Source organism: Pectobacterium parvum (genome assembly GCF_020971565.1).
GTDB lineage: Bacteria > Pseudomonadota > Gammaproteobacteria > Enterobacterales > Enterobacteriaceae > Pectobacterium > Pectobacterium polare.
The window spans coordinates 2,480,797-2,506,182 of sequence record NZ_CP087392.1; the positions used below are offsets into that span (position 1 = coordinate 2,480,797).

Below are 25,386 nucleotides of genomic sequence, written 5' to 3' on the forward strand. Positions count from 1 at the left end.
ATATCAGATGCGGATACTGCTCACGTTCGGCCTGCGTAGGCGCTTCTCCGGCAATGATATGAAAGCCTTTGCTGGCGATATACTGACGTAACAGCGTTCCGCATCGGTGGGTACCAGTATCAGCTGTACGCTAGTAGGTAAGCAGAGAATGGCTGCCGACAGCGCCGCAAGCGTCAATTTTTTACCGAGGATCATAAAAATGTCCTGTTATACAGAAATGAGGTGTTTTTATCCTACACACGATTCTATAACAACGGTACTGTCTGCAATAATGACGATGCTTAGCTAGCTTAATCAAGCCCTACTAATTTTTCATTATTAACTCATCCTTCTTCTTCCTATATATATATTATAAATACTGTTATACTAATGAAAAAAATGAGTACCCTATACATAGAAACCATATCTATAATTTAAAATGTTGTAAGAACCACCTCCCCTATATTTAGTCTATTAAACACTTTGCATACAAAGGAGGTTCTTCATACTTAACTTAAATTAACTATTGCAGATTTCAGTTCCTTCCAACTAACTCTCATATCGCTCTTGCTTTCAACCAACCACTTTTCTTCATCTTTATCATAATAACAAATAGATAAATCAGGGCATTCATCAGATAAAGCATCATTAACTATGCATAAACGATAGTTAGCTTCTTTTTTCAAGAAATGATTATATTCATTTGGTGATAATTGAACCTGTTTACCTAAACCATGTAATCCTTTAACTTCTATTCTTATCAACTCATCGTTTTTTACTGCCTCTAAATCCCAACCTAAATTATCCTTTTCAACACTTTTTAATGAATATCCTAAATTAGAGTAATACCCCCAAACAAACTCAATAGCGGCCTTTTCAGTTTTTAAACGTTGTTCAACGTTACTATTGCGAAATGAACCACTATTTTTTAAAATTTCCTTTAGATTATTGACAGAAGGATGATTTGAATTTATATATTTTATCACCTTTTTAATATAGTCTTTAGACTCTTCTGAATTACCATACCAGAAAGGCGTTTGCCCCATAAACCCTTTACCGCTTGGGTATTCAAAATGGCGTTTTTCAACTGGCAATAAAACGCAGTCTTCCTGTTTAGCAACAAATCGATAATATCCTTGTTCATCATGTTCATCTGAAGAAGAAGGTGTCTGTTCTTTCTTTAAAATCTCTCCAACCACAGGTAATTTTAAATTTTCTTTTATTATCTGTCGTTGCTTATAAACTCTTGCATTTTTATACCAGCCTACGATTACTCGACCTTTTTCACCTTTTGCGACCCATACAATATCTACACCATCAACATGCCCTTTTTTTATAACGTCTCTATCTGATGTGAGTTTTTTAAGATTAAAATCACCTTTATTTCTAACATAACCATAATACATTTCATTGCTTGGATAAAAGTTAATTATTTCCCCACCAATCTTATTTTTATTAACATATTCTCCTCCGTTTTTTATCTCATCACCTATGATGCCCGCATACTTCTCCATCCATCCAATATTACAAAATAAAATAGCCATATTCCCTCATTATTTCCTTAAAGCCCATGCTTCATAAAAAAAACATATCTAGACAGATAACAATAAATGTAAAAAATTATAACCCCAATTGAATTAGGCTATTTTCCTCTAGCAATAATATCATCGTTCTTTTCAGTTTTTTACGAAAAAAATTCAATGTCGTTACACTTTCATTTGCCGTTATACGTCATCTCAACTTCCTTTTTCAACAACAATTGTTCTGGGCTAAGCCCGCCGCAAGCGCTATGTCGCCCCAGCAACGCCTGATAATCCCCTGAACAGTACTGGCTACCACGGTCAGTATGCACAATTACCTATTTTGGCCGTTTTCTCCTCTACAGGGGCATTATAGCTCAGCTCTGCCGTCATCCGCGATGACATCGACCAGCCGATAACCGCCCGCGACCATAAGTCGATGACTACCGCCAGATACAGCCAGCCTTCTCCGGTTCGTAACGACTTTAGACCCCCGAAACCTAGAACAGGCACGTGCGGTGACCGATTTTGCACTTGCCAATAACGTGACGTTTTTGGTCTTTATGTCGCGTTCAACCGTCCGGCGAATTAACGCTTCTCTTTAGGCACAGTACGCCCAGCGTGACTCTCCAGCCCACACAGTAGCGCTGCAAGGTTAACATCAAGAGAAGCCAATACATCGGCAGGCAGTACAGAGAGCACCTGACGTTCATTCTCGATGTGTGCCTCAACGGCACGATTAATCAGTTCAAGCCCTGTGCCAGTGAGTTGCACAAGCGTACTGCGCGCATCCTGTTCGTTCTGCACGCGTTCGATAAAGCCGCGGGTTTCAAGGCGTTTGAGTCGGTGAGTCATGGTGCCTGACGTCACCATCAGCGCGGAGAACAGCTCCGTCGGGCTAAGGCAATGCGGCGCACCTGCACGCCGCAGCGTAGCCAGCATATCAAACTCCCAACTGCTCAGTTCAAATCTGGAGAAACAGGCTTCCAGCCGCAGTTCGATGAACGCGGCACATCGTCTGAGGCGTCCAATCGGCCCCATGGGGCTGGCATCCAGATCGGGTCGCTCGCGCTGCCACTGTTCAAGGATGGCATCTACCGCATCATATTCGCGTTCGCTGGTTTGATTTTTCATTTATCTTGACTTCAAGGTAATTAATCAACACTATCATGATATCTTGAATTGAAGGTAAAGTCATGAACACTACATCCTCACCACACTATTGGCGTGACGTTATACTCACGGCGCTGGCTCCCGCAATTTGGGGATCGACCTACATCGTGACATCAGAAATCCTGCCACCGGATCGCCCCTTCACGGCAGCGTTGATTCGTGTGCTGCCTGCCGGCCTGCTGTTACTTTTATTCACCCGCCGCTTTCCCGCCCGGCAAGACTGGTGGCGAGTGGTCGTACTCAGCGCCCTGAATATCGGCGTTTTTCAGGCTCTGCTGTTCGTCGCCGCTTACCGTTTACCTGGCGGGCTGGCTGCGGTACTTGGCGCGATCCAGCCGCTGTTGGTCATGGTGTTAGTCTGGGTAGTGGATCATCGTGCGCCCAGACTGGCTACGCTGTGGTCAGCGATCATCGGTGTGGGCGGCATGGCTATTTTACTGCTGTCGCCGCAGACGACATTTGAACCCGTGGGCGTCGCGGCCGCTCTGCTGGGTGCGGTCTGTATGGCGACGGGAGTCTGGTTAACGCGTCGCTGGCAACTTGATTTGCCCGTACTGCCGCTGACCGGCTGGCAACTCTTTATCGGTGGGTTGATGCTGGCCCCCGTCGCGTGGGTAGTCGATGCGCCTCTACCTGCGTTAACGCTGTCGCAATACGTCGCCTATACCTATCTCTGCTTGGCTGGTGCCGTAATCTCTTATGGGCTGTGGTTTCGTGGTATAGCCCGCCTTCCGACGGTTGCCGTTGCCTCATTGGGATTACTGAGTCCGTTAACTGCCGTCGTGCTGGGTTGGGTGTTACTTTCACAGTCGATGACCGGTACGGCGTGTCTGGGTTTGGCGATCGTATTAGCTAGCGTCTTCGCCGTGCAATGGACGACGGCACGAGGTAAATAATCAGTAAAATAACCGACGATAATTGCTATCGTCGGCTACCTTAAACATCCGGTGCTAATATCTTACTGCAACCGATTTTCTTATACCGGAAATTTATGCTCATGATAGCTGACCGAGCAATATTCAGTATTTTCGGACGCTGCGCGTTAAGTTCATTTTTTGAGCGATTGTAATGTGCAGGGCCGAAAAACATCTGAGTCTACCGATTGATGTTGTTAGTCTATTCCCAAATTTTCTTTTATTTCCTCTGGGAGAAAAACTAACATGCCATTAGCCAGAATCATTCCATCAAGTTTGATTTGATCGTCTGATGCAGGATTTTCACATGCTATATAATCATCATAAAATTTATTAAGGGTTTTTATAGTGATGAATAATGGATCGTTTTTTGCCTCCTCCTCAATTCCAAAAGAAGACTTACATAATTTTTGGGCTATTTTTGTGTTTGCGGCAGCAACAGCAACATTTTCAGGAATATTATCTTTATTAAACTCATCAAAATATCTGGAAAATTCCTCCTGCCTTTGATAATCAGGGGCTGACATTCCATCATAAATAATGTTGTATGCAAAATTGTATCGGCAACAGTTCCAATGGAATTCTCTTTCTTCTGTTGTTATTTTTTGTATTCTCTGCTCGTCAACCGTCAATAAAAAGGCGTTTGATTTTGAAAAATTTTCATTATTTTCAAAAACTTCCCCAGACAACCCAAAACTCTCCCAGTCAGCATCTCCCGTTTTCATTGCTGCCATACCAAATTTAATTTGCAATATCTGAAGCTCTTTTTTGGATGTACTATCCAAATTTTTATCTTTATTTAATATTTTTTCCACTTTATTGAGATATTCAAACACTTCATTATTTAGCTCATCCTTTCTTTTTTTATCTATTTCACGGTCACTAAATATTTCTTTTTCTATTTTTAATAATGTATTATTAATTCCTTTTATAACATCTGAAGTATTATAATTGCTTGTATAACTAGACATTGAACTGGTTGCGTTAATTTTCAAAATACGCTCCTTAATAAATACCCACTAATGAAGTGGAACGGGTATAGAGTCGCACTGTCAGGGCGCCCGCATGAACGCACTCTAAACAACTTGCTCAGCTGAACAAAAAGAATACAAACTAAGCCATCCAGCCGACAAAAAATTGAACGTCAACAGTACATTGGTGTTGGCCAGAGGTCGTCTGAGGTTCACGAGTATTGAAACGACCCTTGGATAGCGAATGCACAGGTATGATGAGTATACGGCGGCATTATGATAACGCCGCCGTTTTTATCATATCTAGCGACGGTTACGCACAAGCTGGTAGCGACGCGTCAGATACTCGACCGGTGCGCTCCAGATGTGAACCAGACGGCAGAACGGGAATAGAACGAACAGCGTCAGACCCAACACGATGTGCAGCTTAAAGATCAGCGCAACACCCGCCAGATGCTCAGATGCTCCCCCCTGGAAGAACGCCACGCTCTGCGCCCAGCCGACCAGTTTCAGCATTTCACTGCCGTCCATATGCTGTGCAGAGAACGGGATGGTCAGTAGACCCAAACCAGCCTGAATCACCAGCAGAGACAGAATGAGAATGTCGCCAACGCTGGACGTGGCACGAATGCGTGGGTTGGTCAGACGGCGTTTTAACAGCAGCACGCCACCGACAAACGTTAGCAGACCTGCAGCACCACCGCCGAACATCGCCATTTTCTGTTTTACATCCATTGGCAGGAAGGCTTCGTACATCCAGTGCGGCGTCAGCATACCGAGGAAGTGCCCGGCAAAGACGCCCAGAATCCCCAGATGGAACAGGTTAGACGCGAGACGCATCCCTTTCTTATCCAGCATTTGGCTCGAACCGGCACGCCAGCTGTACTGGCCGTAGTCATAGCGCAACCAGCTGCCAATCAGGAAAATAGCCATCGCCAGATAGGGATAGATGTCAAAAAAGAACACATTGAAATAATTCGTGATTGCACTCATTAGCGTTGCCCTCCCGCCGATGTCGCGTCAAGATTCAGATATTGCGGCACCACCGCGCCAGCGAAGCGGCGTTGGTGTTGCGTTTGTTGGGCTGATGCGCAGCCTTCTTCGCCGAGGAACTTAACCTGTTCCTCTTCCCACACGGCATCCAGCGCCTGCGGCGTATCGTCGCGCGCTTCGTCAGCGACCTGATGTGTGACATCGTCACTTTTCAGATCGCTGCCGGACAGCGCCAACAGCAGATCAAACAGCGCGGCATAGCTGCTGTCACGCTGCTGCAAACGCGCACCAATCAACGCCAGAATCGGCGCGATGTCGAGCAAACCCGCGCGACTCTGCGCGGGCTCCAGACGAGAAAGGTACTCAAGATACAGCGGCAGGTAGTCCGGCAACTCACGGCAATCCAGTGCCAGACCGGCATCCTGATATTGCTGCATGAGATCGACCATCGCCTGACCACGGTCACGAGACTCACCGTGAACGTGTTCGAATAGCAGCAGCGAGGTCGCCCGACCGCGGTCAAACAGGCCGCTATACTCCGCCTGTTTGTCCAACAGATCCTGCGCGCACAACGTGTTGATGAACTGCATGAGCTGATTGCTCTCACGCAGCGGTAAAGCATCAGTTTGCTCTACCGCTTCGATCAACTCAGCCCGGTTTTCCCACAGCTCGCTATCGGGATAGTCCAGCAGGCGGGCAATAATCCGCAGGCTAATCATGATTCGTCTCCCGCATGATTTTGCTGTTCATGTCGCGCGTTTTGTTGCTGACATCAATGGCATCAATACGCTTGCTGTTGAACAGGTTGAATTTGGTATCGCTACCGTGGCAACCATCGCCAAAGCTGAAACCACAGCCCTTGCTTTCTGGGAAGGCTTCACGCGCCAGTTCACGATGACTTGATGGAATCACGAAACGGTCTTCGTAGTTCGCAATCGCCAAGTAGCGGTACATTTCCTGCGCCTGCGCTTCCGTCAGCCCAACCTGCTCCAGCGCGCTGGTATCGATTTTGCCTTCTACGGTTTCTGCACGTTTGTAGTGACGCATCGCCAGCATACGTTTCAGCGCCAGCAATACAGGCTCGGTATCCCCTGCAGTCAGCAGGTTCGCCAGATATTGCACTGGAATACGCAGGCTTTCGACGTCCGGCAGTACGCCGGTGTGCGCCAATTGACCTGCATCCGCGGCAGACTGAATCGGTGACAACGGCGGCACGTACCACACCATCGGCAGTGTGCGGTATTCTGGGTGCAACGGCAGCGCCAGCTTCCAGTCCATTGCCATTTTGTACACCGGTGACTGCTGTGCCGCTTCAATGACGCTGTTTGGAATGCCATCTTTCAGTGCTTGTTCAATGACCTTCGGATCGTGCGGGTCAAGGAACACATCCAATTGGCTCTGGTACAGATCTTTCTCGTTTTCCACAGAGGCTGCTTGCTCGATGCGGTCGGCATCATAGAGCAGCACGCCCAGATAGCGGATACGTCCGACGCAGGTTTCTGAGCAGAGCGTCGGTTGACCACTTTCGATGCGCGGGTAGCAGAAAATACATTTTTCTGATTTGCCGCTCTTCCAGTTGAAGTAGATTTTCTTGTACGGGCAACCAGTCAAGCACATACGCCAGCCGCGGCATTTATCCTGATCGATCAGGACAATACCGTCTTCGCCGCGTTTGTAGATCGCGCCGCTCGGACAGGTCGCCACACACGCCGGGTTCAGGCAGTGTTCGCACAGACGCGGCAGATACATCATGAACGTGTTTTCGAACTGGCCGTACATCTCTTTCTGCATATCATTGAAATGGACAGGATCGAAGTTCTTATCCTTGGAGCGTTTGCTGAATTCGCCGCCCAGATCGTCTTCCCAGTTCGGGCCGTTCTCGATTTTCTTCATTCGCTGACCGGTAATCAGCGAGCGTGGACGGGCGACAGGCTGATGCTTGCCTTCCGGCGCTTTACGCAGGTTCTGGTAGTCGTAGTCGAACGGCTCATAGTAGTCGTCGATTTCCGGCACATCCGGGTTAGCAAAGATTTTGGACAACACGCTGATGCGGTTACCCATACGCGGTTCGAGCTTGCCGCTGATTTTACGGATCCAGCCGCCCTTCCACTTTTCCTGATCTTCCCAGGCATGGGGATAGCCCACGCCCGGTTTGGTTTCGACGTTGTTGAACCAGGCGTATTCCATCCCTTCACGGCTGGTCCAGACGTTTTTACAGCTGACGGAGCAGGTGTGACAGCCGATGCATTTGTCCAGATTCAGCACCATGCCCACTTGTGAACGAATTTTCATCAGGCTTTCTCCTGCTGTACCGCTTTTTGTACATAGTCCTGACCTTCATCATCCAGCCAGTCGATGCGTTTCATTTTACGAACTACGACGAACTCATCGCGGTTTGACCCAACGGTGCCGTAGTAGTTAAAGCCATAAGCCAGTTGGGCATAGCCGCCGATCATATGGGTCGGTTTCGGCGTGATACGGGTGACCGAGTTATGAATACCGCCGCGCTGCTGGGTAATTTCCGATCCCGGCAGGTTAATAATGCGTTCCTGCGCGTGGTACATCATGGTCATTCCCGCCGGCACACGCTGGCTGACAACCGCACGCGCCGTCAGCGCACCGTTGGCGTTGAACGCTTCTATCCAGTCGTTATCCTCAATACCCAAATCGCGTGCATCGTCTTCGCTCAGCCAGATAATTGGGCCACCGCGACCCAGCGTCAGCATCAACAGGTTGTCGCTGTACGTGGAGTGAATGCCCCATTTCTGGTGCGGCGTCAGGAAGTTCAACGCTTTTTCCGGGTTGCCGTTAGGTTTCTGATTCATCACCGGTGCAGCAGCACGGGTATCGACTGGCGGACGGTATACCAGCAGGCTTTCACCGAAGGCGCGCATCCACTCATGGTCTTGATACAGCTGTTGGCGACCGGACAGTGTGCGCCACGGAATCAGCTCATGAACGTTGGTATAACAGGCGTTATAGGAAACGTGTTCGTCTTCCAAACCAGACCAGGTCGGGCTGGAGATAATCTTGCGCGGCTGCGCCTGAATATCGCGGAAGCGAATTTTCTCGTCTTCTTTATTCAGTGCCAGATGCGCGTGGTCACGACCGGTGAATTTGCTCAGTGCTTCCCACGCCTTCACCGCTACCTGACCATTGGTTTCCGGGGCCAGAGACAGAATCACTTCTGCCGCATCGATCGCCGTTTCAATCTTCGGACGACCTGCCGCCGCACCTTCAGTCTTGGTGTAGTTCAGCTTTTTCAGGAAATCGACTTCGGTTTGCGTGTTCCAGCCGATGCCTTTACCACCGTTGCCCAGCTTGTCCATCAACGGACCGAGCGAGGTGAAACGTTCGTACAGGTTCGGGTAGTCGCGCTCCACCATCATCAGGTGCGGTGCAGTTTTGCCCGGAATCAGATCACATTCGCCTTTTTTCCAGTCATCCACGCCGAACGGCTGCGCCATTTCTGCCGGAGAGTCGTGTTGAATTGGCAAGGTAACCAGATCGGTTTCCTGACCAAGGTGTCCCTGACAGACGCGGGAGAAGGCTTTCGCGATGCCTTTGTAGATTTCCCAGTCGCTTTTGGAATCCCATGCCGGATCGACGGCCGCAGACAGCGGGTGAATAAACGGATGCATATCCGAGGTATTCATGTCGTCTTTTTCGTACCAGGTTGCCGTTGGCAGGACGATGTCGGAGTACAGGCAGGTGCTGGACATACGGAAATCAAGCGTCACCACCAGATCCAGTTTGCCTTCAACGCCTTGATCGTGCCATTCCACTTCTTCCGGCTTCACGCTGCCCGCCGTGCCCAGATCTTGTCCTTGAATACCGTGCTCCGTACCCAGCAGGTACTTCAGCATGTATTCGTGGCCTTTACCGGAGGAACCCAGCAGGTTAGAACGCCAGATGAACAGGTTGCGCGGGTAGTTTTGCGGACTATCCGGCTGTTCAGCGGCAAATTTGATGTCGCCTGATTTCAACGCGGCAACGGTATATTCCTGCGGCGTCACGCCAGCGGCACGCGCTTTCTCTGCAATATCCAGCGGGTTAACGTTCAGCTGTGGTGCAGATGGCAGCCAGCCCATACGCTCGGCGCGCACGTTGAAGTCAATCATGCTGCCGGTAAAGCGGGATTTATCTGCCAGTGGTGACAGCAGTTCCTGCGGCGCGACGGTTTCATAACGCCACTGGCTAGAGTGGTTATAGAAGAACGACGTACTGTTCATGTGACGAGGCGGACGCTGCCAGTCCAGACCAAACGCCAGCGGCGTCCAACCGGTTTGCGGACGCAGTTTTTCTTGTCCGACGTAGTGCGCCCAACCGCCACCGCTCTGACCGACACAGCCGCAGAAAATCAGCATGTTGATGATGCCGCGGTAGTTCATGTCCATGTGATACCAGTGGTTGATACCAGCGCCGACGATGATCATAGAACGACCGTGCGTTTTATCAGCGTTATCCGCGAATTCACGCGCAATACGGATGATGTTCTGGCGAGAAACGCCAGTAATCTCTTCGGCCCAGGCTGGGCTGTACGCTTTCACATCGTCGTAATCACGTGCACAGTTGTCGTCGCCCAGGCCACGATCCAAGCCGTAGTTCGCCATTGTCAGGTCATACACGCAGGCAACCAGCGCTTCGCTACCGTCAGCCAGCATCAGGCGCTTAACTGGCAGTTTGTGCAGCAGGATTTCTTCTAGCGCAACGTTGTTGAAATGTTCGCTGACCGCGCCGCCAAAATACGGGAAGCCGACATCAACTACATCGTCGTGCGACCCCAGCAGGCTCAAGCGCAGCTTCACTTCTTCGCCGCTCACGCCGTCGCGCTGTTCCAGGTTCCATTTGCCCTGATCGCCCCAACGGTAGCCGATCGACCCTTGTGGAGCCGTCAGGTTGCCGCTTTCATCGTCAATCGCGATGGTTTTCCACTGCGGATTATTGTCTTGGCCGAGGTTATCCACCAGATCGGAGGCACGCAGCATACGACCCGCTGCGTAGTAACCGTCTTCACGTGGTTCCAGCAGCACCAGCATCGGTAAGTCCGTGTATTGACGAACGTACTCGCTGAAATACTGGCTCGGTTTGTCGAGGTGGAACTCTTTCAGAATAACGTGGCCCATTGCCAGCGCCATCGCGCTGTCGGTACCTTGTTTCGGGTTCAGCCAGTGGTCGCACAGTTTGGCGATTTCAGCGTAGTCCGGTGTGACCGCAACGGTTTTAGTGCCTTTGTAGCGAACTTCCGTAAAGAAGTGGGCATCCGGCGTACGGGTTTGCGGAACGTTAGAGCCCCAGGCAATGATGTAAGAGGAGTTATACCAGTCAGCAGACTCCGGTACGTCAGTCTGCTCACCCCAGGTCATCGGTGACGCCGGTGGCAAGTCACAGTACCAGTCGTAGAAGCTCAGGCACACGCCGCCGAGCAGAGAAAGGTAACGTGCACCCGCGGCGTAGGACACCATCGACATCGCAGGAATCGGTGAGAAACCGATCACGCGGTCTGGGCCGAAGGTCTTGGTGGTGTAAACGTTAGAGGCAGCGATCAGCTCGTTAACTTCATTCCAGTCAGAACGAACGAAACCACCGCGGCCACGAATTTGCTTGTAGTATTTGGTTTTTTCGGGGTCATTAACGATGGACGCCCAGGCATCAACTGGATCGCTGTGCGTCAGTTTCGCTTCACGCCACAGTTTCAGCAGGCGCTTACGCATCATCGGGTATTTCAGGCGGTTAGCGCTGTAGAGATACCAGGAATAGCTGGCACCGCGCGGGCAGCCGCGAGGTTCATGGTTAGGCAGGTCCGGGCGGGTACGCGGATAGTCAGTCTGCTGCGTTTCCCACGTCACCAGACCGTTTTTCACATAAATCTTCCAGCTACATGAACCGGTACAGTTTACCCCGTGGGTAGAACGTACGATTTTGTCATGCTGCCAGCGACTGCGATAGCCGTCTTCCCAGTCACGATTGGTATTGAGGGTCTGGCCATGACCATCAGAAAACGGTTCGGCCAGTTGTTTGAAGTAACGTAACCGGTCAAGGAATTTGCTCATCCGGACTCTCCTGCTGCGAAGCCTGCTGGCCCCTGTCGTTATGAAATGCTCGTAGCAGACATCTGTTTTTGCTTACGACACATCGCTCAAGTTGGCGCTAGGGTATCCAGCAACCGCGTTGTCAAACTTGATAACGATCAAGAGTGTCACCCTGTGAAAAACGGAGTATATCGCTAACTACCACCAAAGAATTATTACAATATAAACACATAATTAATTGATTTTAAAAGATAAAAATAAAACCATTCGTTTTGTGCTTATACTGAATTCATACACACGACTATTTAGAGGTAGTAGTCGGAAGACGACGAAAAATCGTACAGATTCAGGAAAGGGGGGTAGCTGAATGCGGCGCAAAAAAAACGCCTCCCCGAAAAGGAGGAGGCGCTGAGAAAGGGACACCGATCTTTCTGACCGTGAGTCCCCGATCGTTATCGAGAGGAACCAGCTTTTCTTTCTGGCGAATCAGTTTTTCTTTCTGGCATAGAACAGCCAGGTCACCAATACGCAGACGACGTAGCACACCACAAACACCTTCATCGCTCCAGTGGGTGAACCAGTTAACTCAAGCGACATACCGAAGGCCTGAGGAATGAAGAAGCCGCCGATAGCGCCAATGGCCGAAATAAAACCCAGCGCCGCTGCAGTATCCGTGGCTGCCGCGCGCTGTGCGTCGGAATCATTTCCGCCTTCCAATTTAACGCGATCTGCCGTTAATTTACGGAAAATCACGGCGATCATCTGGAAGGTTGACCCACTACCCAGACCGGCCGTCAGGAACAGCATCATGAAGATGCCAAAGAACATCCCGAATGAACCCGCAGAGTTCGCACTCGGCAGGGACAGGAACAGTAATACCGAGAGAATCACCATCAAGATGAAGTTAATCAACGTGACTTTCACACCACCAAAGCGGTCAGACAGCATGCCACCAACCGGACGCGCCAACGCGCCCAGCAGCGGTCCGAAGAACGCGTAGTACAGAATCACGATGTCTGGGAACTGCGTTCTGGACAGCATACCGAAGCCTGCAGAGAAACCGATAAATGAGCCAAACGTGGACAGATACAGGAAGCTGAGTATCCACAGGTGCATTTGCTTCAAAACCGGCAGTTGCTTACGTATCGACGCATTAACCATAGGCAGATCGTTCATGCCAAACCAGGCAGCGGTTGCAGCAATCACCAGCAACGGCACCCACATCCAGGCAGCATGATGCAGCCAGATCTGTGTGCCGTCAGGTTGCACCACGCCGTTGTCAGAAAATCCCAGCATCGGCAGGAAAATCACCACCGGCACCAGCAGTTGCATTACACTCACGCCGAGGTTGCCCAATCCACCGTTAATGCCGAGCGCACTACCCTGACGTGATTTGGGGAAGAAGAAACTGATGTTCGCCATGCTGGACGCAAAGTTAGCACCGGCGAAGCCGCACAGCAGAGAAATCGTAACGAAGACGCTGTAAGGCGTTTGCGGATTCTGTACGACAAACCCAAGCCAGATGCATGGGATGACCAGAATAATGGTACTCAGCGTCGTCCAGCGGCGACCGCCAACCAGCGGGATGACGAAGGAGTAAGGAACGCGCAACAGCGCGCCGGAGACGGAAGGCAGCGCGGCAAGTAAAAATAACTGGTCTGTGCTAAAACTAAATCCGACCTTGTTTAGGTTAACGGCTACGGTGCTGAAAATCATCCAGACACAAAACGACAACAGCAGACAAGGTACAGAGATCCAAAGATTACGCTGTGCTATCCGTTGTCCGCCAGATTGCCAGAATTTTGTATCTTCAGGATTCCATTCCCTTATCAGCGTGCTTTGCGATACTTTTTCGGGTGATGAAGGCTGCGTCATAAAAAACCTCGATAAATAAAAACGCGGTAGAATTAAGGCGCAACATTAGGGATTACACCGCAGGTAAAGTTGATGCAAATCAACGCGCTGTCAGGTAAAAAAATCGTGTAAAAATAACCACACTCCTTAATGAGTAATAAAAATAGAAAAATAAGCAACGATAATTCAAGCTGTTATATCTCTATTTTTTCTTACTGTCATATCCCCTTTCAAGGCATGGATATTCGGTGGTACTCACTAGTGGGTATAGGGTTATCATGTAGGATCGGGAAAAATGCCAAAAGGGTTATCCTTCTCGGTACTGGTTTTCTACTCCTCCAGCAGAGGCTGCTTTATTATGTTGAAACGTTTCCTGCTGCCGCTGTCGCTCGTCAATCAGGTTGCCTTATTGATGCTGCTACTCGGTTTGCTGGGTATTGCAGGTATGTCGGTTTCCAGTTGGATGTCTCAAAGCATCCAAGGGAACGCGCACGCCATTAATAAAGCGGGCTCGTTGCGTATGCAAAGTTACCGTCTGCTCTCGATGGTGCCGCTCTCTGCCAAAAATGAAATTTATCTGCGAGAACTCGAAGAAGACGAAATCAGCAGTGACCTACAGCAGGCAGTACGTCGGGAAGGGCTTAGTAAGCAATTCACTGCACTGCGCGTTTTCTGGTTGGAGAACCTGCAACCGCATCTGCGGCAGGCAACGAATTCTGCTGATGCCTCGGCGGATGTCGCCCGCTTCGTGAAACAGCTGGACGATCTGGTTTCCGCTATCGATCATAAAACCGAACAGCGGTTGAGAATGGTCACGCTGGTACAGCGCATCTTCATCGGCATCATGTTTATTCTGCTGGTTACCACGTTCTTTTACCTGCGTCGCCGCCTGTTGAGACCGTGGCGACGTCTGGTCTCGATGGGGCAAGCTATCGGGCAAGGTGATTTCACCCAACGCGTCGCCATCAGCGGCCATGACGAAATGAGCACGCTGGGACAGGTACTGAACAGCATGTCGGATGAACTTTCCGCCATGTACCACAGTCTGGAACTGCGTGTCGCCGAGAAAACGGCCGACCTGCAACAGAAAAATGATCTACTTTCTTTCCTCTATCGCGCCAGTCGACGCCTGCATACCGGTGCACCGCTGTGTAGCCGACTGATGCCGATCCTGAACGAACTACCGTCGTTGACACCGCTGCGCAATGTTCAACTGCGGCTGTATGAAGATAATAATCAGGAACAGTTTCACCAGTTTAGCGATTGCAGCCAGTCGCAGCCGGATCACTGCCCGGATAACAGCTGTCAGAGCTGCGGTATGCAGGTAAAGCGAGAAGAACTGCCGGGTGAACCTAACTGTTGGGATCTGCATGATAAACACGGGCAATATGGCGTCGTGTTAGCTACGCTGCCGGGCAATACCGTGCTGACCCGCGATCAAAATCAGTTACTGAATACCTTATTGGAACAGTTAACCAGCACGCTGGCGCTGGAACGTCAATCCAACCATCAACAGCAGTTGATGCTGATGGAAGAGCGCGCCACCATTGCCCGCGAGCTGCACGACTCTATCGCCCAGTCCCTTTCCTGCCTGAAAATTCAGGTGAGCTGTCTGCAAATGCAGGGCGGCGATTTACCCCCTGCTTCACAGCAGTTGCTGACGGAAATGCGGGAAGAGTTGAACACCGCCTATCGTCAACTGCGTGAGCTGCTGACGACGTTCCGGTTGAAGCTGTCGGAATCCGGCTTACTTGCCGCGCTGCGGGCGTCGGTCGATGAATTTGGCAAGCGACTGGGTTATCCCATCGAATTACATTACCGCCTGCCGCCGCAGTCGGTTTCCGCACATCAAGGCATTCACGTCCTGCAAATTGTGCGTGAAGCGCTGAGCAATATTTATAAACACGCGCAGGCCACACAGGTCGATATTACGCTGCAACTACGTCAGGGTTACATCGAACTCAGCGTAGCCGACAACGGTATCGGTATTCCTGATGATGCCAGCCGCGCCAACCACTATGGACTTATTATCATGCGCGACCGTGCACGGGGTTTGCACGGCGAATGCATTGTTCGACGCCGGCCGTCGGGGGGCACTGAAGTCAATGTCAACTTCCTCTCCGAATACCGTCACCGGCTGCCATTAACAGGAGAAACTCATGATTAACGAAGATGCCGCCACCCTACTGCTGATTGACGACCATCCCATGTTGCGGAATGGTGTTAAGCAACTCATCAGCATGGATCCAGAATTACAGGTGGCAGGTGAAGCCAGTCACGGCGAACAGGGTGTCGAGCTAGCGGAACAGCTGGACCCGGATTTGATTCTGCTCGATTTGAACATGCCCGGCATGAATGGCCTAGAAACGTTGAATCGTCTGCGGGAAAAATCGCTGTCTGGCCGCATTGTCGTCTTTAGCGTATCCAACCATGAAGACGATGTTGTCAATGCCCTGAAAAATGGTGCCGATGGTTACCTGCTGAAAGATATGGAGCCGGAAGATTTACTGGCTGCGCTGCATCAGGCGGCGTCAGGGAAAATGGTGCTAAGTGAAACGTTGACGCCGATTCTGGCCGCCAGCCTGCGCGAAAGCCGTCATAGCAGCGATCGAGACATTCAACTGCTCACGCCACGCGAACGCGATATTCTGAAGCTGCTAGCCCAAGGATTGTCCAATAAAGTGATCGCCCGCAAGCTCACGATTACCGAAAGTACCGTTAAGGTTCACGTCAAACACCTGTTGAAAAAAATGAAGCTAAAATCACGGGTTGAAGCGGCTGTCTGGGTATTACAAGAAAAAGTGATTTAATCACATCGTCACAAGATACCGCGATTGTCAGCGGTACGGATAAGGCGCTCCGGCGCCCTTCCGCCCGAGATTATCCTCGCGTGAGCGAGGATGCCGCCGTGGTTCATGAAAACAAAGTTGATGAAAATAATTGTTGGAAATACTACCAACGCCCCGCCAAACCTAAACGATTACTAAACGGCATCGGCATTTATAGCCGTTATCCTAATTAATGTGACGTCGCTCTCGTCTAAACTAGTTCGTAATCGCATTTTTCGGCTTTTACACCGAGTTTAACGTTGAGGAACAACATGAAAAAGGTTAGTAAGGAGCGGTTTATCGGCCTGGAATGGTTACGATTTCTGCTCGGCTGCTATGTGATGATTTATCACACGGTACACGTTTATCCCCAGCGTGAGCGCATTCCCTTCCTGAGCGAGCTCACCAGCATGGGATTCTTCGCGACCAGCACGTTCTTTGTCCTGTCTGGCTTCTTGCTAGCCCATGTCTACATTAAGGACGGACGTCTGCGTGAACCGGTTCGCCAGTTCTGGGCCAAACGCTTCTTTAATCTTTATCCCATCCATATCATTGCCCTGCTATCTTCGATTGCCGTTGTCACGCTGATGCAGTGGCTGGCCGTGCCGCCGGAAGGACAAGTCGCCAGCGCACGCTTCGTTATTTATGACACCAACGACCCCGCGGCCGACCCCGAAACGCTGCGCCATTACATGACGAATGCACAGTTGGCGTTCAACGGGTTATTGCAGGTACTGATGTTGCAGGCATGGAATCCTTACTTCCTGACCTTCAATGCCCCGTTATGGTCGCTTTCCACGCTGTTCTTTTTCTATCTGGCGTTCCCGCTATTGGCACCGCGTCTGTTGAACAGCCGCCATCCGTGGCTGTGGCTGGGGATCGTCTGCCTGCTGTATCTGCTGCCGCCGATTTGGGTAATTTGGCAACAGCAGTTCGGTATGCCGTACACCGGGCTGTTGCAGCGTGGGCCGATCTTCCGTCTGCCGGAATTCCTGGCCGGGATATTGGGCTATGCGCTGTTCCGCCATTATCGCCAGAAAGATCGCTTACCGTCGACCAAAGGCCAGTGCTACGCACTCGCCTTCTTCATCGGTGTGAATTTCCTTGTCGCTACCTGGCTGTTCACAAAAGGCGAAGCCTATTGGTACTTCTTGCTGCACAACGGATTGCTTCTGCCGGCTCAGGTCGGTCTGGTTTGTCTCAGTGCGCTGGCGCGTGAACCTAACAGTGAATGGCTGCGGCATTGGTCGCCCCGACTGGGAGCAGCCTCGCTGTCTATCTTTGCGCTACACGTTCCGCTCTTCAATCTGTTCCGTACGCTGGAACAGCTGGTGCGCGGTAACCCGATGGCTTGCTTCAACGATTGGGACCAGTGCATTACCGCGGCAGGTCAGGTGCAGCTGTCCATGACGGGCTATGTCATTTTCCTGCTCAGCACCGTGACGCTCTGTGTTCTCTTCCAGGAACGGATCGTGTTCCGCGTAAGGACGTTCCTGACCTCGCGTTTCCTGAACAACAACAGTGCATCCCGCACGCAGCGCACCGCATAGCGTCATCTATCGCACACGCTCTCTGGCCTGAAACAGGCTGGGCCAGAGAGCATCATCTCCGCACGACTCATCCCCTTTCCGCCAGTCAAAAATGTGACAACCGTCGCGTTATAGCGGTTAATCATCAATAGCCACTTTTATAACTATTTACATTCTAATCAATTTTCGTTTTCGGGTAGAGCATCACTACGATTCCTGTTAATGTTTGCCGTTCCGGACTAAACCGGTTCGTTATCATCGGCTGTACGTCTTTGTCTTTGACGGACATCTCACTACCTGTCACCACTGTTTACTTGGCAATAATGACACTATCCAAACACGCACTCTCTTCCCTCAGCCTGGTTATCGCCCTCTCTGCTGGCATTACACAGAGCCGCGCTGACACCATTTGGCTGACCAATGGCGACCAGCTCACAGGGAAAATCACGCTGCTTGACGGCGGAAAACTCTTTATCAACACCGACTATGCAGGCTCTATTTCTGTTGCCTGGGACAAGGTGAAAACCTTCGAATCCGATCATGGTCTGGTGATTCAAGGCGAACGCTACGAAAAAGGCGTACTGTATCCGACGATCAAAGCAGGCGAAAACCGCGCCATCGTCGCGAACCCGTCGCTGGCTAACGAAGCCGCTGGCCCGCAAACATTGCCGCTTTCCGAAATCACGTCCATCGTCGCACAGAAGCCGCTGGTGACCGATTTAGCCTGGAAAGGCAACATTGACGCCGGTATGTCGCACAAGAAAAGCTCGACAGAAACCGACAACTACGATGTGACGCTGAACACCAAAGCGCGTCACGATACGTGGCGACACAACCTTGATGCCAGCTACCATTTGGCAAAAGAGGATAAAGTCGAGAGCACCAAGAATGCGGCTGGCGAATATGCACTGGATAAGTTCGTGGATGAGAACTGGTTCTGGCAGGGTCGTTATCAGTACAAACGCGACTGGATTGAAAGCATTAAAATCAACCGCTCTTTCGGTCTCGGTCCCGGTTATCAGTTCTGGGATAACGATTTAGGCGCGTTCTCACTGACGTCGCTGGTCAACTCCCAAACCTTCGTCTACCGCGATCAGGGCGATGATGACTTCTACTCCGGTGCGATTAAGTGGGCGTACAACCGCTACCTGTTCAGCAAATCGGTTGAAGCCTTCACCAACGGTGAATTGGGTCGTTCATTTGATGGCACTGCGCCAATCTATCTGAAAGCAGATGCAGGCCTGCGCTTCAAGCTGACCGACTGGTCTTCTATGAGCATGAAAGTGTCACGTACCCGTATCGAAAGTAATCAGGGGAATGTTGACGACACGCTTTACACCATGGGTGTTGGCGTCGGCTGGTAAGTCAGTTGCTTCACATTGTCTCAAGGTGAACGGCGATCTCGTCGTTCACCTCAATGCTTCCACTCATCGCGATTTCGTTATTAACCGTTCCCTGCTGCCGCAGAACACGACTGTTGCAGGATTCTCACCCGCTGCGCCAGTTCACTCACGCTTTCGTCTTCCGTTCCGTGATTCTTCAGCTCTTGCTCGAGTGCAAACAGATATTGCGCATTGGTGCCGAGCGGACCACTCGCGCGCGCAATCAGCGGGGCAACGCTCTGAATGCAGGTATCATTTTCGTTGAGGGGATGCTCAGGCTCGGAGACAAACACCAGCGCCGTCAGCGGTGCGCCGTTCTTGCGATGCAGTTCGCACCAGAGTGGACGATAGCAGCCCGTCAGCATTTCACGCTTCCACAGCAGCTCCAGATCTTCACGCAATGAGGTTTCCGGCAGTCGGAAAGCCAACCCCGTCGTTTGCCCGCCGGGTTTCAGCGCCAGCATCCGCCCTGGCTGCGTTAGCGTGCCGCGACCGATGGTGAGGCGCAGGCAAAAGGCACGCTGCCACCCTGCCAACGTGGCGAGACAGGTTTCTTCGGCGTCAAAAACCGGATTCCACATGAGTGAACCGTAGCCAAATACCCAGATAGGACAACTATTCGGCCGTAACGCCAACGTTCTGTCCAATGAATCAGCCCGCTGTTGCGGGGTGAGCAGTAAGGTTTCTTCAATACACCCAAAAGACGTTCTACAATCTGCTTTCTGCAAAAAATCGCGTGTTAACACTACTTACTACCCCCCAACCTTACTCTTTTGCTGCTCGTCAGATCGGCTCTCGCCCTGCGTGTAAAAACCTAACTGCTTCATCTGCTTAATTTTACAACACTATCTATATTGAGGTTATTCATTTATGGCTTTGCGATCAAGTTTGATACTGGTCACAAAGACTGAAAAAGTTCGTGATAATGTTTCACTCACGCAAGATTCCGATTTTGTACCCTAAATAATTCGAGTTTCAGGAAGGCGGCAAGAGAAGGCATCCCGATGAGCTTACTTAGGTAAGTGATTCGGGTGACTGAATGCAGCCAACGCACATGCAACTTGAAGTATGACGGGTATATCAACTAATCGGCAACTCACCGCCAGACTTGACGCATTCTTGATACAAACCTCATTTTTGTGAGGCCAGGAGCCTGCCGTACGCTTGGCATGAAAGCCATCGACTTCAATAAAAAGTATCGGCGGCGACAAGAATAATAACGGCAGGCATCAAATGATAATAATTATCATCTCGTGTTATTATCATCCTTAATTTGGAATCGACTATCCACGGAGACACTGAATGGCAACGCCGCGTCAGCCTGTTTTAGTTCAGGTTAAACACATCCACGATATTTCCCCTCATTTACGCTGCATTACTTTCCATCACGACGCGCTGCGCGATTATCCGGTCGAGCGATACGGTGCACACATCAAGCTCTTTTTGCCTCAGGCTGGGCAGCAAAAACCGGCTCTGCCAGCGATTAGCGAACGCGGCCCGCTCTGGCCAGAAGGCGAAGCCCGCCCTATCGTCCGCACCTATAGCGTCCGTGCGGTGCGCCCGGAGGATGCGGAGCTGGATATGGTTTTCGCGCTGCATGAGCACGCCGGCCCTGCCGTCACCTTTGCCCGTCAGGCCAAGCCCGGCGACTGGGTCGGCATTTCACAACCCGGTGGCCCGCTCCCGATGCTGCCGCCAGCAGCCGCTTATTATCTGGCTGCTGACCCAACATCGTTCCCCGCGCTCATGGCGCTGTTGGAGAACCTGCCTGATGACGCAACGGGGCATGCGGTAATCCGTGTCGACAGCGAGGCTGATAAACTTGATATCGCTAAACCAGCACAGCTTCAGCTGCACTGGATTATCGGTGGAACGGACGTGACCGACGCATTGTTGCAGCAGTTTCAGGCACTTCCGTCGACTGAAAATGCGTTTTACTGGTTAGCCGGTGAGGATCGCATCGTGGTTCAGCTTCGCCGCCACGTGCGTCGCGAACGCAGGTGTGAGCGAAATCAGATGTATGCCGTGCCTTATTGGCGAGAAGGGTTAAATGAAGAGGATTATCATCATAAACGTCACGATATTATGGACAATCCTGACGCATAACCACAAAAAATACATTTGATATTATCATGATAGGGAGAAGACACGCAGATTCTCCCTTTTCATTTAAATTTCATCTCAAAGCGTAAAAATCCGTAAAAAAAACCGCATCAACATGACAATCTGTTATCATATTGTTCGTTTTATTACGTTATAACTACTTTTTAGTAACCTTTTGCTGTTTATTGTTGTTCTACCCCCTTAATAAAGGGCTTACGACCTGAATAAAGGATTTTACGACCACAATAAATGGCTTTATGCCCTAAATAGTTTGAGTTGCCAGTAGGCTGACTTGAAATATGACGGGGATATTTTGCCGTATCATTCCTCTGGATAAGGAGAACTCCCGCAATGAAGTCTCATGCTGAGGTGGTCAAAACTCGCCATCATGAATACTCACTCATTTTTCCTGTTATCGCGCTGGCTGTGCTCTACATGTGGGGCACGTCACAAGATTTTATCGCCATTCTCGGCATCAACGCCATCGCGCTAGCCGGGATACTGTTTAGCGCCTTCAGCGTAGTGCGTCACGCCGACGTGCTCGCACACCGTCTGGGTGAACCCTACGGTTCATTGATCCTCAGTCTATCCGTCGTCATTCTTGAAGTCAGCCTGATTTCAGCACTGATGGCAACCGGTGACGCTGGCCCGGATCTGATGCGTGACACCCTCTATTCCATTATCGTGATTGTCACCGGTGGTCTGGTCGGTTTCGCTCTCTTACTCGGCGGCCGTAAATTCGCCACACAGTACGTCAACCTGAGCGGCATCAAGCAGTACCTGATGGCGATCTTCCCATTGGCTGTGATCGTGTTGGTTTTCCCCAGCGCCTTGCCCGGTGGTAATTTCAGCGTAGCGCAATCGTTGATTGTTGCCGCTATTTCTGCGGCGATGTACGGCGTTTTCCTGCTGATTCAAACGCGTACGCACCAAAGCCTGTTTGTGTATGAGCACGAAGACGAAGGCGACGGTGACGATCCGCACCATGGTAAACCGTCCGCGCACAGTTCCCTGTGGCACACCGCCTGGCTGCTGGTTCATCTGGTTGCTGTTATCGCGGTCACCAAGACGAACTCCATGCCGCTGGAAACGCTGCTGACCGAAATGAACGCACCGACGCAGTTTACGGGCTTCCTGGTCGCACTGTTAATCCTCTCTCCTGAAGGGCTGGGAGCGATCCGCGCCGTCCTGAAAAATCAGGTGCAGCGTGCCATGAACCTGTTTTTCGGTTCCGTGCTGGCAACCATTTCACTGACGGTCCCTACCGTCACGATCATCGCCATGCTGACCGGCCGCACGCTGAACTTCGGTCTGGATATGCCGCACATTGTCGTGATGCTGTCGGTACTGGTGCTGTGCCACATTACGTTCTCCACCGGTAGAACCAACGTGTTGAGCGGCAGCGCGCATCTGGCGCTCTTTGCCGCCTATCTGATCACCATCACGCTGTAATTCCCCTGCCGACGCGGTTTTCGCCGCGTCGGCCTCGCCAAAAACCATTTCTCTTGATGTATATCTGGATCTTCTGAGCGCGTCCGGCGTATCGTAAGGCTGTCGTCGACGGACCGGCAGGCCCGCCATATTGATTTACTTCCTTACTTTGGTTTCTGCTTAGATGAAAACGCACGGAATTAACGGCGTCAGGCCGTTCAGCGCACTGATCGATGCGTGCTGGCGCGAAAAATATACGCTACAACGTTTTACCCACGACATTATCGCTGGCGTGACCGTCGGCATCATCGCCATACCGCTAGCGATGGCACTGGCGATTGCCAGCGGCGTTCCTCCACAGTACGGACTGTATACGTCAGCCATTGCCGGGATTGTCATCGCCATCAGCGGCGGCTCACGCTACAGCGTCTCAGGCCCGACGGCCGCCTTCGTCGTCATTTTGTATCCGGTGTCGCAACAGTTCGGGCTATCCGGCCTGCTGGTTGCCACCTTGCTGTCCGGTGTCTTTCTGCTGCTGATGGGGCTCTGCCGCTTTGGCCGCCTGATTGAATACATTCCGCTTTCCGTAACGCTGGGATTCACCTCCGGGATAGCTATCACCATCGGCACCATGCAAATCAAGGATTTCTTCGGCTTGCAGATGGCGGTAGTCCCCGAGCATTACGTCGAAAAAGTGGCGGCGCTGGCGCAATCGCTGCCGACCCTGCATCTTGCTGATACGCTGATTGGCGCAACGACGCTTTTGGTGCTCATCGTCTGGCCCAGACTCGGTATTCGCCTGCCCGGCCATTTGCCTGCGCTGCTGGCAGGCGTCGCGGTGATGGGAATCATGTCGCTGCTCGGTGAAAATGTGGCCACCATCGGTTCCCGATTCAGCTATATGTTGGCGGACGGTTCGCAGGGGCAAGGGATTCCGCCTATCCTGCCGCAGCTCATTCTGCCGTGGGATATTCCGTCGCCGGATGGGAAGACGATGACGCTGGATTGGCAAAGTATTTCCGCACTGCTGCCTGCGGCGTTCTCTATGGCGATGCTGGGGGCGATTGAGTCGCTGCTGTGCGCCGTCGTGCTGGACGGGATGACGGGCAAAAAACACAATTCTAATGCGGAGCTGATGGGGCAGGGCTTCGGTAACATCATCGCGCCTTTCTTTGGCGGCATTACCGCGACCGCCGCGATTGCCCGCTCCGCCGCCAACGTGCGCGCGGGCGCAAACTCGCCGATCTCCGCCGTGATCCATGCGCTGCTGGTGTTACTGGCGTTGCTGATCCTTGCGCCGTGGCTGTCTTATCTGCCGCTAGCGGCAATGGCATCGCTGCTGCTGATCGTCGCTTGGAACATGAGCGAAGCACATAAAGTGGTGGATTTGCTACGCCACGGGCCGAAAGACGACATTATCGTGATGCTGCTCTGTATGTCGCTGACTGTGCTGTTCGATATGGTGATCGCGATTACCGTCGGTATCGTACTGGCATCCCTGCTCTTCATGCGTCGCATCGCGCAGATGACCCGCCTGAGCGAACTGCCGGAGACCAAAATCCCAGATCATCTGGTGCTGCGCGTTAACGGCCCGCTGTTCTTCGCGGCGGCCGAACGCATCTTCAACGATCTGACTGTGCGCAGCGAAGGCTATCAAAATATCATCTTGCAGTGGGATGCGGTGCCGGTGCTGGATGCTGGCGGACTCAATGCGTTCCTGCGCTTTAGTGAAACGCTATCCGAAGGTAAACAGCTCATCATCACCGATCTTCCCTTCCAGCCGTTAAAAACGCTGGCGCGGGCAAAGGTTCATCCGATTGAAGGACGGCTCAGCTTCTACGGTTCACTCGCACAGGCGATTGAGGCAACAATGGCACAACGCGGTATAAAATGAACCAAGGTGATGTTATGGGCAGAACGACATTTGCCCATGACATGTACCAATAAACAATGACCGAACTTAAAGCTAACCCGTGGCGGAGTAGAATGAAGGAGTCCATGCGGATAGTTCTAAGGGACGGTCGGCAACCAATTGTTTAAAAAGCGCAGGGAGTGGGCGGGTTTTAACGGTAAACCGGAAATCCAGACTCACTCGTGTAACATTACTATCATTTTTTACCGTACCATGGTTTAGACAGCTTCCATCAAAAATTAACGCTTCACCATAACGAACAGGAATCGGCCGAAAATCTTTGCGGCCATAATCGGTTTCAATCCACAGGCAGCAGCTTTCATTAGTATCGACAAACGGCATCCAAACATTGACCTGATCATAGCGACCAGTTACCTGTGCATCCGTATGCCATGCGCTACAGGCAGGTAATCCAGCCAGATGAACACGCATTTCTGGATGTTCGGTATAGACTATTTTTTCACCGAAATGAGAAGAAATAAGGTTTTTTATAAAACGATGATATAACGAGTAGAATAGTCCATTCTCAGGAACAGCACGCATCCGATTGCGTAAATAGGTCATATCCTCCGTAGAAAGGCGCGTAGCACGCCCCTTTTTTTCATGAGCTCTAATGCAGTGCTCATGCAGTCGCGAAAGCGATAAACCAAAAAATGCTTCTTTCTTAAAGGCCCAAGCAAACGGAAACTCTCGCGTGTCGTAACGAAGAATCATCAGCTTTTTATCACCCTGATAGCCTTGCGAGTCAAGCACACCATTTATCAT

General features: G+C 51.1%; 18 protein-coding genes and 1 pseudogene. 8 read left to right on the plus strand and 11 right to left on the minus strand.

Annotated features, from left to right (window positions below; translation table 11 throughout):
* Positions 1-488: 488 nt before the first annotated feature.
* The 3 genes and pseudogenes from LOZ86_RS11280 to LOZ86_RS11290 form a co-directional block, all read right to left on the minus strand.
* Entirely contained in the window at positions 489-1,523 is a 1,035-nt protein-coding gene (locus LOZ86_RS11280) for a protein NO VEIN domain-containing protein (RefSeq protein ID WP_052012011.1), read from the minus strand.
* 224 nt (positions 1,524-1,747) lie between these two features.
* Positions 1,748-1,994 (minus strand): annotated as a pseudogene (locus tag LOZ86_RS11285) (DDE-type integrase/transposase/recombinase); the annotation flags it as partial.
* A 93-nt stretch (positions 1,995-2,087) separates the two neighbouring features.
* Positions 2,088-2,633 (minus strand): MarR family winged helix-turn-helix transcriptional regulator, encoded by a 546-nt coding sequence (locus tag LOZ86_RS11290; RefSeq protein WP_039480764.1) that lies wholly within the window; start codon positions 2,631-2,633, stop codon positions 2,088-2,090.
* 62 nt (positions 2,634-2,695) lie between these two features.
* Between LOZ86_RS11290 and LOZ86_RS11295 the strand changes: the two genes are divergently transcribed.
* A complete protein-coding gene (locus tag LOZ86_RS11295; protein WP_039480766.1) occupies positions 2,696-3,568 on the plus strand; it encodes an EamA family transporter in 873 nt (290 codons plus the stop codon).
* Between the two features lie 215 nt (positions 3,569-3,783).
* On the opposite strand, the gene LOZ86_RS11300 is transcribed toward LOZ86_RS11295, so the two are convergent.
* From LOZ86_RS11300 to LOZ86_RS11325, 6 genes are all read right to left on the minus strand, one after another.
* Complete coding sequence (locus LOZ86_RS11300) at positions 3,784-4,581, minus strand: hypothetical protein (RefSeq protein ID WP_131522953.1); 798 nt, start codon at positions 4,579-4,581, stop codon at positions 3,784-3,786.
* A gap of 279 nt (positions 4,582-4,860) precedes the next feature.
* Complete coding sequence (narI, locus tag LOZ86_RS11305; protein ID WP_010276906.1) at positions 4,861-5,550, minus strand: respiratory nitrate reductase subunit gamma; 690 nt, start codon at positions 5,548-5,550, stop codon at positions 4,861-4,863.
* Complete coding sequence (gene narJ, locus LOZ86_RS11310; protein WP_039480771.1) at positions 5,550-6,269, minus strand: nitrate reductase molybdenum cofactor assembly chaperone; 720 nt, start codon at positions 6,267-6,269, stop codon at positions 5,550-5,552. Before narJ ends, narI begins: the two co-directional genes overlap by 1 nt.
* Positions 6,262-7,842, minus strand: coding sequence for a nitrate reductase subunit beta (gene narH / locus LOZ86_RS11315; RefSeq protein WP_039480773.1), 1,581 nt, complete (start codon positions 7,840-7,842; stop codon positions 6,262-6,264). The genes narJ and narH overlap by 8 nt, the downstream gene beginning before the upstream one ends.
* The gene (locus LOZ86_RS11320) at positions 7,842-11,603 is read right to left on the minus strand and encodes a nitrate reductase subunit alpha (protein ID WP_039480776.1); all 3,762 of its coding nucleotides are present in this window, start codon (positions 11,601-11,603) and stop codon (positions 7,842-7,844) included. Before LOZ86_RS11320 ends, narH begins: the two co-directional genes overlap by 1 nt.
* A 465-nt stretch (positions 11,604-12,068) precedes the next feature.
* Positions 12,069-13,457: a NarK family nitrate/nitrite MFS transporter gene (locus LOZ86_RS11325; RefSeq protein ID WP_039480779.1), complete on the minus strand. Its 1,389-nt coding sequence runs from the start codon at positions 13,455-13,457 to the stop codon at positions 12,069-12,071.
* 337 nt (positions 13,458-13,794) lie between these two features.
* Between LOZ86_RS11325 and narX the strand changes: the two genes are divergently transcribed.
* From narX to LOZ86_RS11345, 4 genes are all read left to right on the plus strand, one after another.
* The gene (gene narX / locus LOZ86_RS11330) at positions 13,795-15,603 is read left to right on the plus strand and encodes a nitrate/nitrite two-component system sensor histidine kinase NarX (protein ID WP_187354149.1); all 1,809 of its coding nucleotides are present in this window, start codon (positions 13,795-13,797) and stop codon (positions 15,601-15,603) included.
* Complete coding sequence (gene narL / locus LOZ86_RS11335) at positions 15,596-16,246, plus strand: two-component system response regulator NarL (RefSeq protein ID WP_011093590.1); 651 nt, start codon at positions 15,596-15,598, stop codon at positions 16,244-16,246. Before narX ends, narL begins: the two co-directional genes overlap by 8 nt.
* 290 nt (positions 16,247-16,536) lie before the next feature.
* A complete protein-coding gene (locus LOZ86_RS11340) occupies positions 16,537-17,814 on the plus strand; it encodes an acyltransferase family protein (RefSeq protein WP_230242017.1) in 1,278 nt (425 codons plus the stop codon).
* A 302-nt stretch (positions 17,815-18,116) separates the two neighbouring features.
* Entirely contained in the window at positions 18,117-19,157 is a 1,041-nt protein-coding gene (locus LOZ86_RS11345) for a DUF481 domain-containing protein (protein ID WP_039480786.1), read from the plus strand.
* Positions 19,158-19,237: 80 nt separating this feature from the next.
* Here the strand turns inward: LOZ86_RS11345 and LOZ86_RS11350 are convergent, their stop codons facing one another.
* Positions 19,238-19,921 (minus strand): gamma-glutamylcyclotransferase, encoded by a 684-nt coding sequence (locus LOZ86_RS11350; protein WP_039480790.1) that lies wholly within the window; start codon positions 19,919-19,921, stop codon positions 19,238-19,240.
* Positions 19,922-20,477: 556 nt separating this feature from the next.
* Between LOZ86_RS11350 and LOZ86_RS11355 the strand changes: the two genes are divergently transcribed.
* The 3 genes from LOZ86_RS11355 (at position 20,478) to dauA (ending at position 24,603) form a co-directional block, all read left to right on the plus strand.
* Positions 20,478-21,281, plus strand: coding sequence for a siderophore-interacting protein (locus LOZ86_RS11355; RefSeq protein ID WP_230242018.1), 804 nt, complete (start codon positions 20,478-20,480; stop codon positions 21,279-21,281).
* A 348-nt stretch (positions 21,282-21,629) separates the two neighbouring features.
* Positions 21,630-22,730: a sodium-potassium/proton antiporter ChaA gene (chaA, locus tag LOZ86_RS11360; RefSeq protein WP_039480796.1), complete on the plus strand. Its 1,101-nt coding sequence runs from the start codon at positions 21,630-21,632 to the stop codon at positions 22,728-22,730.
* A gap of 163 nt (positions 22,731-22,893) precedes the next feature.
* Entirely contained in the window at positions 22,894-24,603 is a 1,710-nt protein-coding gene (gene dauA, locus LOZ86_RS11365; protein ID WP_039480798.1) for a C4-dicarboxylic acid transporter DauA, read from the plus strand.
* A 72-nt stretch (positions 24,604-24,675) separates the two neighbouring features.
* Here dauA and LOZ86_RS11370 read toward each other — a convergent pair whose 3' ends face one another.
* Positions 24,676-25,386 (minus strand): hypothetical protein, encoded by a 711-nt coding sequence (locus LOZ86_RS11370; protein ID WP_052012012.1) that lies wholly within the window; start codon positions 25,384-25,386, stop codon positions 24,676-24,678.